The 15,147-nt window shown below is 40.0% G+C and carries 17 protein-coding genes; 6 read left to right on the top strand and 11 right to left on the bottom strand.

Translation table 11 applies throughout. The annotated features are described in order from the left end of the window. Nucleotides 1-57 precede the first annotated feature (57 nt). The 6 genes from V7K31_RS07305 to V7K31_RS07280 all read left to right on the top strand — a co-directional run bounded on the left by V7K31_RS07305 (nt 58) and on the right by V7K31_RS07280 (nt 3,394). The gene (locus tag V7K31_RS07305; protein ID WP_335093482.1) at nt 58-480 is read left to right on the top strand and encodes a hypothetical protein; all 423 of its coding nucleotides are present in this window, start codon (nt 58-60) and stop codon (nt 478-480) included. Between the two features lie 39 nt (nt 481-519). Continuing rightward, a complete protein-coding gene (locus V7K31_RS07300; RefSeq protein ID WP_334997181.1) occupies nt 520-801 on the top strand; it encodes a hypothetical protein in 282 nt (93 codons plus the stop codon). A 2-nt stretch (nt 802-803) separates the two neighbouring features. Then, on the top strand, nt 804-1,115 hold the full coding sequence (locus V7K31_RS07295) for a hypothetical protein (protein ID WP_335093480.1): 312 nt from the start codon (nt 804-806) through the stop codon (nt 1,113-1,115). Between the two features lie 429 nt (nt 1,116-1,544). Continuing rightward, entirely contained in the window at nt 1,545-1,907 is a 363-nt protein-coding gene (locus V7K31_RS07290) for a hypothetical protein (protein ID WP_335093479.1), read from the top strand. Nucleotides 1,908-2,022: 115 nt separating this feature from the next. Further along, nucleotides 2,023-3,030: an LLM class flavin-dependent oxidoreductase gene (locus V7K31_RS07285; protein WP_335093478.1), complete on the top strand. Its 1,008-nt coding sequence runs from the start codon at nt 2,023-2,025 to the stop codon at nt 3,028-3,030. Next, nucleotides 3,020-3,394 (top strand): hypothetical protein, encoded by a 375-nt coding sequence (locus V7K31_RS07280; protein ID WP_334692025.1) that lies wholly within the window; start codon nt 3,020-3,022, stop codon nt 3,392-3,394. The genes V7K31_RS07285 and V7K31_RS07280 overlap by 11 nt, the downstream gene beginning before the upstream one ends. 466 nt (nt 3,395-3,860) lie before the next feature. On the opposite strand, the gene hypB is transcribed toward V7K31_RS07280, so the two are convergent. The 11 genes from hypB to V7K31_RS07225 all read right to left on the bottom strand — a co-directional run bounded on the left by hypB (nt 3,861) and on the right by V7K31_RS07225 (nt 14,612). Beyond that, the gene (gene hypB / locus V7K31_RS07275) at nt 3,861-4,700 is read right to left on the bottom strand and encodes a hydrogenase nickel incorporation protein HypB (RefSeq protein WP_335093477.1); all 840 of its coding nucleotides are present in this window, start codon (nt 4,698-4,700) and stop codon (nt 3,861-3,863) included. Continuing rightward, a complete protein-coding gene (gene hypA, locus V7K31_RS07270; RefSeq protein WP_335093476.1) occupies nt 4,691-5,032 on the bottom strand; it encodes a hydrogenase maturation nickel metallochaperone HypA in 342 nt (113 codons plus the stop codon). Before hypA ends, hypB begins: the two co-directional genes overlap by 10 nt. A gap of 13 nt (nt 5,033-5,045) precedes the next feature. Further along, nucleotides 5,046-6,149 carry a hydrogenase expression/formation protein HypE gene (hypE, locus tag V7K31_RS07265; protein WP_335093475.1) on the bottom strand — a complete coding sequence of 368 codons (1,104 nt, stop codon included), beginning with the start codon at nt 6,147-6,149 and terminating at the stop codon, nt 5,046-5,048. A gap of 71 nt (nt 6,150-6,220) precedes the next feature. After that, complete coding sequence (gene hypD / locus V7K31_RS07260; protein WP_335093473.1) at nt 6,221-7,405, bottom strand: hydrogenase formation protein HypD; 1,185 nt, start codon at nt 7,403-7,405, stop codon at nt 6,221-6,223. Between the two features lie 270 nt (nt 7,406-7,675). Further along, nucleotides 7,676-7,936, bottom strand: a complete 261-nt coding sequence (locus tag V7K31_RS07255) for a HypC/HybG/HupF family hydrogenase formation chaperone (protein ID WP_335093472.1) — start codon at nt 7,934-7,936, stop codon at nt 7,676-7,678. 83 nt (nt 7,937-8,019) lie between these two features. Next, nucleotides 8,020-10,368, bottom strand: coding sequence for a carbamoyltransferase HypF (gene hypF, locus V7K31_RS07250; protein ID WP_335093471.1), 2,349 nt, complete (start codon nt 10,366-10,368; stop codon nt 8,020-8,022). A 27-nt stretch (nt 10,369-10,395) separates the two neighbouring features. Further along, a complete protein-coding gene (locus tag V7K31_RS07245; RefSeq protein WP_335093470.1) occupies nt 10,396-11,610 on the bottom strand; it encodes a hypothetical protein in 1,215 nt (404 codons plus the stop codon). 505 nt (nt 11,611-12,115) lie between these two features. Further along, complete coding sequence (locus V7K31_RS07240) at nt 12,116-12,961, bottom strand: NifU family protein (protein WP_335093469.1); 846 nt, start codon at nt 12,959-12,961, stop codon at nt 12,116-12,118. Nucleotides 12,962-13,090: 129 nt separating this feature from the next. After that, on the bottom strand, nt 13,091-13,315 hold the full coding sequence (locus V7K31_RS07235) for a hypothetical protein (RefSeq protein WP_292802016.1): 225 nt from the start codon (nt 13,313-13,315) through the stop codon (nt 13,091-13,093). An 8-nt stretch (nt 13,316-13,323) separates the two neighbouring features. Beyond that, nucleotides 13,324-13,590 (bottom strand): hypothetical protein, encoded by a 267-nt coding sequence (locus tag V7K31_RS07230; RefSeq protein WP_335093468.1) that lies wholly within the window; start codon nt 13,588-13,590, stop codon nt 13,324-13,326. 53 nt (nt 13,591-13,643) lie between these two features. Continuing rightward, nucleotides 13,644-14,612 carry a hypothetical protein gene (locus V7K31_RS07225; RefSeq protein WP_335093575.1) on the bottom strand — a complete coding sequence of 323 codons (969 nt, stop codon included), beginning with the start codon at nt 14,610-14,612 and terminating at the stop codon, nt 13,644-13,646. Nucleotides 14,613-15,147 lie beyond the last annotated feature (535 nt).

The following is a 15,147-nucleotide window of genomic DNA, read 5'->3' as shown; positions in this document are numbered from 1 at the left end:
AAACAGCAAAAGATATTTTCTTACTGGGTGCATACTACCTAGCAAGGGAGAGCCAAGATGAAAACCAAACTTTTAAATGTTCTCACAGTTTGCGTAGTTACCTTAGTAGTGCTTTCTCCAGGACTAGTAATATTTGGCATAGTTTGGGAGCGACATCTGGAGTTAGTAAAATCCCAGAATTTAGGCTACGAAGTCAACAAAACTAATATAGATGCTCCCGCCTTGGCTCCCCAGAAAGAGGGTACACATTCCTCTCAGACTAGCATCCAATCCTCTGACCGTAATGTGGTTCATCAAATGCTGACTGTTGCTGAACAATATAAATTTGCTACTATCTTGCAATGGTTCTTCTTGTTAACCCCTATTTGTGTTGGGTTGGGGATTCTCTTTTATGACAGATATCTTGTTCATCGTGCGGCTGTTTTAAGAGAACAAGTTGAAATGTTGGAAAGACTGTGGCAGCAAAGTATCGAACAGTAATCAACTCACAATTAACTCACTCAAATCAACAAGAATATCATGACAGAACAACGCGAACAGCTGTATTTTAATCTGATTGATGAGTTACTTAAATGCCCTAATGGTCAAGAACCAGAAATTTTGGAATCTCAGCCAGAATTGATTGATTCTGGTCTAGTACAAACAATGTTACAAGTAGCAACTATGTTTGCCCATGAAGGCAATCAAGATGGTGCCCAATTTTTATTTTTTGTGGCGCGTGAGCTAGCTAAAGAATTAGGTTTATACCCGGAAGTTCCCAATACTGAAGTTGCAAATCCTGAAGCTGCAAATAAGGAGTAAAAATGCTGTTGACTTCAACGGATGCGGGACAAATAGCTTTAGAACTGCTGATGGCAGATTGGAATATTTCAGAAGAGAACAGAGGGTGGTTTACAATTTTTAACTCTCGTCTGATTGGCGAGACTTGGTACACTGTGGAACTAGGTGTAGATGGATTTCCAGATAGGTGGTTTATTCAAGTATATGACAATGGAGTGTGTGACCCAAATTATACATTTGTTTCACCAATCGGTGGTTATGAAGGATTTACGGACTTTATAAATGTGCCGGATATCGTAGCAGAGGTCTTAGTTTGTGAACGCAATGCTCGATAATAACAATTAAAAATTCAAAAGTTAGAATTCAATGTTGAGGTGTGCTAGTTAAATGCATTCTATTTGAATTCATAATTTTTAATATCATAGTATTTGGGAGCATCTCAATGAGTGCAAATATACCTGACGATTAGAAATTGCGGCTACACAAACTCTCGTTCGCCGGCGCGGACCCTAGAAATTTGAAGTTTTGTCTGTATAGCTACGTTCGCGTCAGCGTGCCGGAGGCTCTATTCTATTCGCTAAGGCTAGGAGTATTCAAAACAATACTTTGATATTTCATTCAAAATAAAGATGCTTTACGCAAATCTGAGGTGATACCAAATAAGGCACACCTCTTTTTTTGTGGAATATTTAATATTTTATTTAAGTCTATTAGGCTATTCTGTCATATTTAACTGACAAATTTATGTTATATTAAATAGCGTGATGGACGCTACAGAAATATCAGTTCCAATGATTGCTGAAGATATCTTAGCCAAAGAATTCACAAGAGTCGTCAACCATTACTACCCGCAAGTTGGGGAATTGCTGGATGGGTGTTATGTGAAAGTCATCACCTGTTTTTGGGGACGACCTGCCAGACGTTTGCAATATATAGGAATTTATTGCTCTGACGAAATGATTTCCTGTGTGCAAGCTCAAAAAGAAATACTCAGAGAAGTAGCAGGCAACATGGGTCTAATCCAGGTAGTCTGCATGAATGCCAAGCGATTGTTGCGCGATCCGATGTCGAACATCAAACAGAACAACCCACACCTATGGTTGGAGTTGCAGTGGGTTGCCACTTAAAGGCAAGCAGGGGGAGAAAGAGATTTTTCTTGTTGCTATTAACGCAGTAAAATTGCCTTGGCAGACCACTAGAATAGCCAGCACCTACGGTGAGTACAAAGTATCAACGCAAGTAATGAAAACTGGAATTTTCTGCAATTACGATAATTATCACCAAGATGCTCGTCGTGCCATTTTTGAGCAAGTCGCGCTCGTAAAACAGGCAGAAAGCTTAGGTTTTGAGTCAGCCTGGGTGAGTGAGCATCATTTTAGTGAATCCAATCTCAGCCCGTCCATGTTGGTGTTAATGGCACACTTGGCGGGACTGACTTCAACTATCCAATTAGGCACTGCGGCGGTGCTACTGCCATTTCATAACCCGATTCGGGTAGCGGAAGATATTGCCACTTTGGATAACCTGTGCAATGGACGATTATTATTTGGAGTTGCCAAAGGCGGCCCCTTTCCCCAACAAAACAAGCATTTTGCGACATTACCAAGTGAATCTCGTCCCAAGATGCTAGAGGCGATCGCATTGATTCAAAAGCTTTTATATGAAACTGATGTATCATTTAATGGGCGATATTATCAATGCGATCGTCTGACAATTTATCCAAAACCATTGCAGAGTCAAATACCAGTGTATGTTGCCACTGGCGGGGATGACGGTATCGAGTTGGCTGCTAAACATTCCTTCAGTTTGATGGGTGGCCCGCCATTTTCCCTAGAGAGATTGAAGAATACTATTGCCAAATATCGAGCCTTAAATTCTAGTGGTGCGGAAAAGTTTGTGCTGGCACGCTTTTTTTATGTTGGCAAAACATCTGATGAGGCAGTGAGTGAAGCATTACCTTTCATTCGCCAATTTAGCCAAAAAATGAAAGCTAATTCGGCTCAACTATTGCAGAATAGTGCCAATCCCAACCAAAAACCATTTGACCGCACAAATATTTGTTTCGACGAAGATTATTTGATTGAGAACTCAATTATCGGTGATGTGGAGACTTGTCGAGACAAAATCAAGAAATTTCAGGACGAATTAGATTTAGGTACGCTAGCACTCAAACCCTCGTCTGCGGATCTGCAAAAAAACCTGGAGAGTTTGACGCGCTACAACCAAGAGGTGCGAAATTATGTCTTCTAAACTATACCTGCTTCCTCCCGATGATTTACCTCCCACTGAGGTAACAAAACAGGATGGAATGCTGCAAATGGAGCTAGAACAGTCTACTGGTAGATGCTTTTATCAAGCTTGCGATCGCATTACGCGAGTACTGTTATCTAATTGTCAGTGGTATCTCACAACAAATGCTAGCATCCTAACATTAATTATTGACTGCCCTGACATATTATCTTACTGGCATATAGTCAGCAATATTCCCCAGTTAGGTAATAGGTTAGAGCGGTTTGCTAAGAATGGCAAAATCCGCGTTTATCCGCCATTTGGCAAAGGGATGCCGTTTGAAATCAGCGTAAATGAAATATCAGCTTATCGAGATTGGCTTTGAGGTAAATAGAAACTGGGAATCACACAAAATATAGCTTATTCATCCTTATCGCTGTCTCCCACCCTGTACTTATAAAGTGCAGGGTGTTGCAATTTTAGAAAAGTTAAAATATTGTCTGTATTTTCTTGTTCTTTCAGATAACTCAAAGTGTATGCGCTGACAACCTATAGATAATTTAACGCAAGATTGGCAAAAATTGGCTAGCTCTGAGCTACCACCATTAGTTACTGTCTGGCCGCAATATTAGTGATATTCAACCATTAACAGAATCACCATTCCAATTTTCTTATGCAGATGAAGAAGATAACTTGGTGAAGCGCTTCAATGAGTGGCTAGAAGAAGCTACTATTACAGGGCTTGAATACTAGAATAGTAGCCTCTAATGCAATACGGTTCAGTTAAGCATTTTTTTCTTCCCTCTGCGTCCTCTGCGGTTCGTTAAAAAAATTTAGCTATTCTTAGAGCGCTAAGGCAGTAGTATTGACAAGCTTGTTAGCTTTGCAATTAGCCACGCATACCAACTTTCTAACCCAGTACTAGTAGTTACGGAAACCTGAAAAATCTGAATTTGGGGATTTACTTGTGTAGCATATTCTATGCACTTTTGAACATCAAAATCTACATAAGGCAGCAAATCAATTTTAGTGAGAATCATGATGTCACTAGCACGGAACATATGCGGGTATTTTATCGGCTTATCTTCTCCTTCTGTAACGGAGAGAATCACGACTTTTGCATTTTCTCCCAAATCAAATAAGGCTGGACAAACCAAATTTCCGACATTTTCAATCATCACAACTGACTTGAGCGGCGGATTCAATTGTTGTAAACCCCTGTCTATCATTGAGGCATCTAAATGACAGCCTGTTCCAGTATTGATTTGGATGACTTTAGAGCCTGTTTCTTTAATTTTTTTGGCATCATTAGCAGTTTCTTGGTCGCCTTCAATGACACTAATAGATAATTGATGCTTTAAATCATTAATAGTGCGAGTTAAAAGAGTTGTTTTCCCTGCACCTGGAGAACTCATTAAATTTAAGGCGAGAATATTTCGACCTTTAAACCATCCCCGATTTTGGGCAGCTAACAGGTTATTTTTTAGCAAAATATCCTGTTCTAAGGATATCGTTGTATTGTGTATTTTGGCATGAATTTGAGACGCTTTTATATGAGTGCCGTTACTGTGGGAATGAGTGATGACAGTACCATCTGGTAAAGTGTGAGTATGATGATGTTCAGCTTCATCTGTTTCCAGATTTGTAATTTTAATTTCGCCATCATCAGAACAACCGCAGGTTACACACATAATTCCTCTATTTCTATTTCTTTAATTTTCAGTTCTTCACCAGTAATTAAATCTAATTGCACGCTACCGCAGTTACAGATTCCAAATGGTTTATCTAAAGAAATTTCTGCACCGCATTGGCGACATTTTGCTAAACCTGGAATTTCTAAAATTTCTAATGTCGCTTCTTCTAAAACTGTACCTTGAGTGCAAATATCAAAACAAAATCGGATAGCGTCGGGCATAATGGCTGAAAGTTTGCCAATTTCTAATAAAACTCGCTGCACTTTTGCGCCTTTGGCGTGTTCAGCGACAATTGCCACAATATTTTTGGTAATTCCAAGTTCGTGCATACTATAAAATCTATTAACAAATTCGTGGTAATTGGTCGCCTACCAACATATCAACAATCCTTTCAGCACCAAAAACTGTTTTTAACAACACTATACCTGGGGGTGAGGTAATAACTTCGCCAATAATACAAGCATCTTTGCCTGCTGGGTGTAATTTCATAGCGGATAAAATATTGTCAGCATTCTCTTTTGGAACCACCACCACTAACTTACCTTCATTAGCTAAATACAATGGGTCGAAACCGAGAATTTCACAAACTCCGTTGACTTCTTCACGCACTGGAATAGATTCTTCATAGAGGCGAATTCCCACATTAGAACTGAGAGCAAATTCATTTAATACTGTGGCTAAACCTCCGCGTGTGGCATCTCGCATAGCATGAACTTGGGGACATACATGGAGAATAGTTTCTACTAAAGTATGTAATGCTTGACAGTCGCTTTCAATATTACTTTCTAAGGCTAATTCGCCACGAGCAATTAAAATTGCTGTCCCATGATTACCTATTTCACCATTAATTATTACTGCATCTCCAGGTTTAATATTGTGGGCGGAAATGTTAACTCCTCGCGGGATGATACCAATACCAGCAGTATTAATAAAGAGTTTATCGGCAGCACCACGATGTACAACTTTTGTGTCACCAGTGACAATTTGAACACCAGCTTTTTTGGCGGCTGCTTTCATGCTGGCTGCGACACGCCGTAAGGTTTCTACGGGTAATCCTTCTTCTAAAATTACGCTGCAAGTCAAATATAAGGGTTTGGCACCGCTTACAGCTAAATCATTAACTGTACCGTTGATAGCTAATTCTCCTATATCACTACCGGGAAAAAATAACGGGTCTACAACATAGGAATCTGTAGTAAATGCGAGTCTGTCTCCTTGTTGGAGGAGAGGGGCTAAGTTGAAGGTGGCTTGGTCTTCTAGTTGTGAGAGAATTGGGTTATCAAAATTGCTGACAAATATATCATCTATTAAATCACGCATGGCTTTACCGCCGCTACCATGTGCGAGAGTTATATGAGTATCTCGTACTTTAGCTTGGCGGCGGCGGATTTTTTCTATGTTTTCAAATAGGGGATTTTGTATTGAGTTTGGGGGGGGGATATTCATCTTAAATTTTTTTTAAACGCAAAGGAACGCAGAGGGAAGCGCGGAGGTACGCAGAGTATTTGTGAGATGTATTAGTCTGAGGAGAAGCCGCAGGCGGGGAGAGGTTCTTGAGTTATAGTTAGCTTTGGTTTTGGGGCGATTGTTCTTTTGGCAATGGTGGAGAGTCGCCCATATTTGTAATAGGCTGCACAAGCACCTTCGGAAGATACCATGCAAGTACCTATTGGTGTTTCTGGTGTGCAAGCTGTACCGAATACTTTACACTCCCAAGGCTTTAAGACTCCTTTGAGAATTTCTCCACATTTACAAGCTTTATGGTCGGCTACTTTGAGATTAGGAATGGTAAATTTAAGTTCGGCATCAAATTGGGCATATTCAGGTTGAATTTTTAATCCTGAATAGGGAATATCACCTAAGCCTCGCCAATCAAAACTATCTCGCACGGCGAAAACTTTATTTATGGCTTGTAGTGCTACTGTGTTCCCGCTTTTTTGGACAATTCGGTTATATTGGTTTTCAACTTCACAACGATTTTCTACTAGTTGCTGTAACATCATCCAAATTGATTGGAGAATATCTAAGGGTTCAAATCCTGAGACAACAATTGGTTTATTATATTGTTGGGAAATAAATTGATATGGGTCAGTGCCAATTACCATACTGACATGTCCAGGGCCAACAAATCCATCCAGTTGCAAGTCGGGATTATCTAATAGTGCTTTGAGGGCGGGAATCACAAGGACGTGATTACAAAACATACTAAAGTTAGGAATTTTTTCGGCTGCTGCTTGCAGAATGGTGAAGGCGGTGCTGGGGGCTGTGGTTTCAAAGCCCAAGGCGAAGAAGACTACTTGTTTGTGGGGGTTATCTCTGGCAATTTGCAGGCTGTCTAGGGGAGAGTACACCATACGGATGTCTGCACCTTGTGCCCGGGCTTGCAGTAAAGTGGTATTGGAACCAGGAACTCGCATCGCGTCGCCAAAGGTGGCAAAAATGACGTTATGATTTTGGGAGATTGCGATCGCATCATCTAATCTCCCTTTTGGCATTACGCATACTGGACAACCAGGCCCATGAATTAGTTCAATGGCTTCGGGTAATATTTCTTCGATACCATATTTAAAAATTGAGTGGGTATGTCCGCCGCATACTTCCATGATTTTGATAGGTTTTTCTAGCTTGTGGCATAATTTGGCTATTTCGCGGCGTATGGCTTCGGCTTTTTCTGGTTCGCGGAATTCATCAACATATTTCATAGTGAGGAGTTGTGAGTTTTATGTATCAGGTAATTTCGCTTTTGTGCTAAGGAGTTTTTTTTAACGAACGGCAAAGGAAGAAAGTAAGAAAGAATCTCAGTTTTACAAATATACCAGATGAGAAACAAGATTCTTGCTCCCTCTCCAAAGCATCAAAGAGGGTTGGGGTGAGGTTTTACAAGGCTTTTTACACGCATTGAGATGCTCCCGAAAGGCAGAGTTCTAAACTATTTCTCTGTGCCTCTGGGTGAGACAAAAAAAGTCTATTATTCAAGTACTAATCCCTGTTTGTGCTGCTGCTAATTCTTGGAATAGTTGTAATGTTTCTGCCGCTTCTTGTTCGTTAATTCGATTCATGGCAAAGCCAACATGCACTAGCACCCAATCCCCAATACAAGCTTCGGGAGGATGTTGTTCATCTACGATACAAGCAATATTTACTTCGCGCTTAACACCACCAATGTCAACTATGGCTAATTTATAGTTAACGTTGGTAATTTCTATAATTTGTCCGGGGATTCCTAAACACATGTTTTTTATTTTTTAAGATAAACTAACCGCAGAGGCGCGGAGAACACAGAGAGAATTATTTGTGAAAAAAAGGTTGCCAAATATCAATACTCATGTATTAATTGTGCGGCTGCAATCACTGCTTGTCCTAAAGATAACCCGCCGTCATTGGCTGGAACTAAGCTGTGAATGAGTACTTTTATTCCGAATGTTTGTAATCGTTTGCTAACTTGCTCTAACAATATACAATTTTGAAATACTCCTCCTGTTAAGACAACCTGATTAATCAGATTTTCTTGACAAAGATACTTAACCATTTCTACAATGGCATTAGCTAAACCTTGGTGAAATTTGGCAGCCATAACTGATTGGGGAATCTGCTGCTGTAAGTCATTGAGCAAGGTTTGCCACATTGGACGCGGGTCTATACAATAAATACTATCTGAAAATATAAAATCAAAAGGATATATTAGCGTTTCTTTATCATTATTTAAGCTGCTAACATCTATTATAGCTTCCATTGCGATCGCAGCTTGTCCTTCATAGCTACATTCATCACGGCAAATACCGATAGCCGCCGCCACTGCATCGAACAACCGCCCCACTGAGGAAGCTGGAGGAGAGTTAATTCCTTTCTCGATAAGTTGATTGAGTAGTTTTAGTGGTTTTTTATTCAGAAATTTTACGAGTTCTAAATCAGCATATTGTTGTTGGCAATTATCCCAAAGTTTAGCCGCTATTAATTGAGCATAGGTATTACGCCAAGGCTGATAAATTGCTTGTTCACCACCAATCATCGCTACTGGTTTAAATGTTGCTAGGCGCTGAAATTTACGGTAATCTGCTAGAAGGAATTCTCCCCCCCAGAGTCTACCATCATCACCGTAACCTAAACCATCTAAAGCAATGCCTAATACCGGAGGCGAATCTAGAGGAATACCATTTTCTGCCATGCAAGCGGCGATATGCGCGTGATGATGTTGGATTTGATGAATTTTGATTTTATTTCTATCTGCGAGTTCTTTACCAAGTTTGCTTGAGAGATATTCGGGGTGTTTATCAATGGCAATTACTTCTAGTTTATATTCAAATAAATTTAAGTATAAATTCAAAGTGTCTTGGTAAGCATTGAAAGCCGCAGCATTTTCTAAATCTCCCATGTGTTGAGAAAGAATTGCTTCTCCTTCACTCAACAGGCAAAAGGTATTTTTTAACTCACTGCCCATTGCTAAAATTTGCGGCAGATTGTGAAATCCTGGTGGTAAACTAATAGGTGCTGGTGCATATCCTCTGGCACGGCGAATTGTTTGGACTTTATCGCTGACAACCCGCACAACTGAGTCATCTACGCGATTAATAATCTCTCGATTGTGAAAGAGAAAATAATCAGCGATTGCCCCTAATTTTTCTCTTGCTTCGTCATTATCAATACATTGTGGTTCATCGGCAAGATTGCCACTTGTTAAAACAATTGGGCGATTCATTCGCCGCAGAATTAAATGATGTAAGGGCGTATAAGGTAGCATGAAACCGAGGGTATTTTGCCCTGGTGCAACTGACGATGCTACTACTTTTTTACCTAACGTCTGTAGTAAAATAATTGGTGCAGCAGGACTTGTCAATAGTTCTTTTTCTTTAATATTCACAGTGCAATATTGTTCAATTACTTCAATATCTCGCGCCATTAAAGCAAAGGGTTTATGATAGCGCTTTTTGCGCTGACGCAGTTTTTGGACAGCAGTTTCTTGTGTAGCATCGCAAGCTAGATAAATACCACCTAACCCCTTAATTGCCACAATCTCACCCTTTTGCAACAGGGTACAAACGGCATCAACATCATCTAGCATGGAGAACATGGAAGCAGTAACCGATTTCCCATCGGTGCGTTCTAACCAAGCTCTGGGTCCACAAACATGACAAGCCACAGGTTGGGCGTGAAAACGGCGGTTTTCGACATCGTGGTATTCCTTTGCACATTCTGAACACATGGGAAACGCAGACATACTGGTATTGCATCTGTCGTAAGGAATAGCACGAATAATACTCAGGCGGGGACCGCAATGAGTACAGTTGGTAAAGGGATAACGAAAAAAGCGGCTAAAGGGGTCGAATATTTCTTGTTGACATTGCGGACAAGTGGCTGCATCAGGGGTAATTTCTGTTTTAATGGTATTACTGATACTAGTAGAAATCACGAAATTATTAAAGTGAAATTTACCTTTGTAAGGAGTTCTAGTTAGTTCGTGAATTTTTGCTAATGGTGGACATTCTACTTGTAATCTGGCAACAAATTGAGTTATTGCTTCCTCACTACCTGATACCCTAATTAAAACACCTTGTCCATCATTACAAACATCTCCACGCAAACCGCAGGCTTTAGCCAAACGATATACAGTAGGGCGAAATCCTACTCCTTGAACAGTACCGCGAACTCTAATTTCTTCAGTCGCCATACAAATCTAACTTTCAAAAATTACGAATTACGAATTACTAAACTGCCACAGCAATATTCGGTTATTTCCCGAATCAGCTATTACTGCTGTTTTGCCACAAATTTTTATCCCGTAACACCAATTTAAGCTATCTCGTTTCGGTAATCCGAAATTACGATTTTCACCTTTACTTTGAAAATTTATTTGTGCTGCCAAACCATCTGCTACTACACCTTGCAGCGATAAAATTGATTCTGGCTTTCTCCATCCTAACAAACGGGAATTAGCAGTATCTGCAACTACTAACCAATCGCCAGCCATTCCCACACCATAAGGCATACTTAAACTACTAGCAGTAGGATAATAAACTCCTTGATTCATTTCCACACAATCAAAGCTTTTTTGTCCTAAAACTACTGTACAAGGAGTATTATTTTCTGTTGGTATTCCCTGCCAAATCATTACTCGGTGATTACCTGCATCACTGACAACCAAATTCTCTCCCCAAAAGGTGATATCGTGACACCAACGCATACTCGCTGCGGTAGGAGAAGCACCGCCGTTTTCATTGCGAGATATCATATCTGGTTGTCCCAAAACTAAATCAGCCGGTTGACCATTTTCTGTTGGTAATTGATGCCAAATTAATACCCTTCGATTACCAGTGTCAGCAATAAATAGCCGTCCTTGATGATAGGAAATACCATAGGGCCAGTGCATTGTACTAGCAGATGCTGTTTGATTTCCTCGATTTGGTTCATTATCGATAAAATTAACTTGCCCTAATACCAAATCTGCTGGAACATTGTTATCTTCTGGTAAGTTTTTCCAAATCAAAACCCGATGATTCCAAGCATCTGCTACAGCTAACCCTTCGCCACAAGCACAAATCCCAGTTGGTACACTTAAGGTTGCCCTTCCCGGTGTAGTTTTAGCATTTTGTCCCTCATGATAAAAGTCAGGTTGTCCAATTACCCAATCAGCAGGTTGACTATCTCTTGCGGGTAAATTCTGCCATCCCAATAATCGATGATGTCCTGTATCTGATACCCATAAAGGTCCTGTTTCTGATAACAAACAAGCAGCACGAGGCCCGAACATTGTTGTGGGAGTGGGTGCTACAGGTATTACTAATTGTTGTGGTTCAATAATGTTACCTAAAATTACCTCTGCACCTTGAGATGATAGAGGTAAATATTGAGAAGTTTCTGTTGCTTCTGGCGGTAATTGTGATATGGGATTAATTATGATTGGGATATCCATGAAGCACAGATAGACGCTGATAATTATTTAAAAACATTAATCTCTATGACCATGTAACAACAGTAACAATTTAGCATTATGTTTTTTCCAAATTCAGTTAAAATTTTTAAAAAAGTTCTGCATTCATCAATCTTAAAAAATTTCTGCAAACCTACAGTAGCTTTTGCTACACAGCGATATTTGTCATGAGTGCGCGATGTACTGAAATCAGAAAGTCAAAAGGCATTTTGAGTAAGTCAAATGCCGTTTTGTTTGCGTAAAACACCAAAATGAGTAAGTAAGCTGGGGTTTGAGTAAGTCAAAAGACCTTTTGAGAAAGCAATATGTCATTTTACTTTCTCAAAACACTAAAATGAATAACTGATTTATACAAATGAAAAAGTATTTAGGCATTTTGCTTGCACAAAACACTAAAATGAATGTGCGAACTACTGAAATGAAAAGGCAAAGTAGCTGTGATTTACTTATTGCTAAGTCTATTTGCTAAGATGTTACCTTCGCATCCTCATTTTTCCAGTTTCACAAAAACCTTATCGTCTTTAATTTTTACTGGATACGATTGAAGCGAAACATCAGGTACAGTTAAGCATTCACCTGTCTCTAATTTGTATTCAAATCCGTGGGAAGGACAGGTAATAATACCATTTTCAACTTTACCCTGTTCTAGAGGAGATCCTAGATGAGTGCAAGCATTATGGTAACATGTTACTGTAACACCTTGACGATGTAAAATCAGGGAATTACCAGCAAGTTGTACTGCCAATACACTAAATTCAGGAACTTGATCAATAGTCGCCACTTTGATCCAAGTAGAAGTTATCTGTGAAGAAAATGGACTGATTAAACCGGAATTCGCGTTCTTAATAGTAGGGTTGTTATTGACTGCAATCACTTTGGTAATTTCGGGACAATGGTTTTTGATTGCCTGTTCTACTCCCTGAGATAAAGTCAAAGTAGAAGCCGGACAACTGCTGCAAGTTCCGATTAATCTGACTTCTACTGTATCTGGTGGCTTAATTGCCACTAGTTCTACATCCCCATTATGGCTTTTTAAACCTGGGCGAACTTCTTCAAGGGCTATTTGAATGCGTTGTGCTAATGGTGGTTTGGGTGGTTTAACTAATTCGTGGTACAGTAGCACTGCATACACTACTTCATCCGCAACAGCATGACGCAAAGCTGGCATTGATTCTTGTTTTAGGCTTTTAATCAAACTAGTCAATGCTGCTTTATGCAAAGCTTCAATTGCTCTTTTTAAACCTACTGCTACACACCGTTGGCTTTCATCCCACTCGGATATAATTGCCTCAAAGCGGTTAATTTCCTGAACTAATTCTTCAAGGTTGGACATGGGGGAGAAGAATTTTAGATTTTAGGTTTTGGATTTTGTATTGAACAATTTAAAATCCAAAATTGAGGGATATGGGGCATTAGTTATTCACAAATGACCAATGACTAATGACTAATGACTAATGAAAATTCACTTCATTTTGAAATCTTTGAGGAGAAATGGCATAATCATGCCCGTCACTAAGCTAGATAATGTTATTGGTAAGTAGAAGGGAATTGGAGCTTGTGCGAGTAACACTAGCAGTAAGAAACCTACAGCAATACCAATAGTAGTTTGCTTGACAAAATACATGGGGTCGCGTAGTAGCTTTCCTTTAAAAAATAACTTGACAGAAAACCACCCTATCTCTAACATTTTTTCTCCTAATAATTTGTCAAGAAATTTAAGGCAGCAAGCCCTAAGAGTATGGCGGGAATTACACCCGCAGGGGCAAATAATGCACCAAGCATTGCTGAAAAACTATAGCCTATATCTTTGCCAGCTAAAAGCATTCCACCAATTGCACCGCCGACCATAGATAAGGCTGTTGCTATGATTACCCACACGAATTCTGTTGCTAAGTTTAAGTCGCCATCTGCTAAAGTTTTGAGAAAATTTATCACATTTTGGTAGGAAAAAATATCTCTCATGCTGTTTTATCCTCTTTGTGAAAGTGATAGGAATCAAATTAGATTCATAACTCTTAACCCTTCATTTCTGCTTCGACATCTTGTAGCGCTTGAACTACTACTTCTGCTTGTCCAATTTGTTGGTATTTCGTAAATATTTCTAAAGCATCTTGATAGTAGATACGCGCTTGCAAAAGATTTTTAGGATTACCAGCTTCTGGTTTTTCCTGGTTGTCTGGTAAGTTGAATAGGGCGTTGGCTTTGTTTGAAATTGTGTTAGCGTACTCTAGAGGTGTATCTTTGACATTACGCACTTTTAGTGCTTCATCGTAAGCTGCGATCGCACGCAAGTTATTCTCCACAGGATGGGAACTCACTAAATATTGCAAGGCGTTACCTAAATTGTTTTGCAACATCGCATATTCTCTGGGATGATCAATCAGATTAATATGCTTTAGTGCTACCTCAAATGATTGCACTGCTAACCCTTGACGCAAGTATTCCCGTTCCGATGCTAGAGGCATGGAAAGGTAAGCGATCGCAATATTGTTATACAAAATCGCGTATTCTTGGGGGTAATCTTCCCAAGTAAACACCCGCAACGCCTCATGATAAGCCTGGATACTGTCGGTTATTCGCGCCAAATTGAACGGTACAAGCGACTGCAACACCAGCCCAAAATTCATCTGCGTCTCTGCCACTTCCTCAGGCGTTGCTAATTGTTCTAAAATCGGTAACGCCTCTTCATAACCGACTTTCGCTTGCAGCAGCAGTTGGTACTCAGCATCCGGTATTGCCTGTAACGTTCCCGCCATCCCCACTTGGGCCCTGGCTTTCAGTAGGGGATACTCCTCTCCACACATCTCGTAAGCCCGGTAATATAAGCCAACTGCATTCCGCAAGTCTTGGGCAGCTTTGGGCTTTTTTTGAAAACCCTGTGCTATCTCAATCAGCATTTGGATTTTTTCTTCTGCTGAGGCTGACTCTGAAGCAACAGCTGCTAACGCAGCCTTCACCACTGAATCTGTAATGCTGGGGGTCATAACTCTGCCGTACTCTAGCCAATTGGGAATTGAGTCTGTCAACACCCATGAATGATCAAGACACGCGATCGCATCTCATCACGGGCCATACTGATTTACGCAGGCTTCGAGTCCTTTAGGCGGAATTTCCCCTTTGTTGTCTGAGACTAGGGCTAAAGATTAGGGACTAGGGAAGAAACTTCATCCCCAATGCCCAATGCTCCATGCTCAATAAAATACTATAAAACACCCTATTTCTAAAATTCTAGGGGGTAATTGCTAATATTAATGTCAGCTTTAAACACCTAATATTTTTTAAATCCTTTTTGTATCATCATCTTATACAATTTAAATAATTATTTATTGAATTCTTGACATACATATATTTAGGTACTCAAAATAGTCCGCACGGGATCATCGAAGTGTAAAATATGTTCATCAACTGTAGAACAAGCTCCCTTGAATCCCCAGAAGTATATTTGGTGCTTTCGCCAGTAACGCTACTATGATTAAGGCGTTCTTACGAATGGGCAATAATGGCTAACCTTACCATCCA

The organism is Nostoc sp., assembly GCF_036917675.1.
Lineage (GTDB): Bacteria > Cyanobacteriota > Cyanobacteriia > Cyanobacteriales > Nostocaceae > Nostoc.
This window is presented reverse-complemented; position numbering and strand designations above follow the sequence as displayed.

Coding starts and splice junctions, on each gene's coding strand:
- V7K31_RS07305 (WP_335093482.1), top strand. CDS start 58: ATGAAAACCAAACTTTTAAATGTTCTCACAGTTTGCGTAGTTACCTTA.
- V7K31_RS07300 (WP_334997181.1), top strand. CDS start 520: ATGACAGAACAACGCGAACAGCTGTATTTTAATCTGATTGATGAGTTA.
- V7K31_RS07295 (WP_335093480.1), top strand. CDS start 804: ATGCTGTTGACTTCAACGGATGCGGGACAAATAGCTTTAGAACTGCTG.
- V7K31_RS07290 (WP_335093479.1), top strand. CDS start 1,545: ATGGACGCTACAGAAATATCAGTTCCAATGATTGCTGAAGATATCTTA.
- V7K31_RS07285 (WP_335093478.1), top strand. CDS start 2,023: ATGAAAACTGGAATTTTCTGCAATTACGATAATTATCACCAAGATGCT.
- V7K31_RS07280 (WP_334692025.1), top strand. CDS start 3,020: ATGTCTTCTAAACTATACCTGCTTCCTCCCGATGATTTACCTCCCACT.
- hypB (WP_335093477.1), bottom strand. CDS start 4,700: ATGTGTGTAACCTGCGGTTGTTCTGATGATGGCGAAATTAAAATTACA.
- hypA (WP_335093476.1), bottom strand. CDS start 5,032: ATGCACGAACTTGGAATTACCAAAAATATTGTGGCAATTGTCGCTGAA.
- hypE (WP_335093475.1), bottom strand. CDS start 6,149: ATGAATATCCCCCCCCCAAACTCAATACAAAATCCCCTATTTGAAAAC.
- hypD (WP_335093473.1), bottom strand. CDS start 7,405: ATGAAATATGTTGATGAATTCCGCGAACCAGAAAAAGCCGAAGCCATA.
- V7K31_RS07255 (WP_335093472.1), bottom strand. CDS start 7,936: ATGTGTTTAGGAATCCCCGGACAAATTATAGAAATTACCAACGTTAAC.
- hypF (WP_335093471.1), bottom strand. CDS start 10,368: ATGGCGACTGAAGAAATTAGAGTTCGCGGTACTGTTCAAGGAGTAGGA.
- V7K31_RS07245 (WP_335093470.1), bottom strand. CDS start 11,610: ATGGATATCCCAATCATAATTAATCCCATATCACAATTACCGCCAGAA.
- V7K31_RS07240 (WP_335093469.1), bottom strand. CDS start 12,961: ATGTCCAACCTTGAAGAATTAGTTCAGGAAATTAACCGCTTTGAGGCA.
- V7K31_RS07235 (WP_292802016.1), bottom strand. CDS start 13,315: ATGTTAGAGATAGGGTGGTTTTCTGTCAAGTTATTTTTTAAAGGAAAG.
- V7K31_RS07230 (WP_335093468.1), bottom strand. CDS start 13,590: ATGAGAGATATTTTTTCCTACCAAAATGTGATAAATTTTCTCAAAACT.
- V7K31_RS07225 (WP_335093575.1), bottom strand. CDS start 14,612: ATGACCCCCAGCATTACAGATTCAGTGGTGAAGGCTGCGTTAGCAGCT.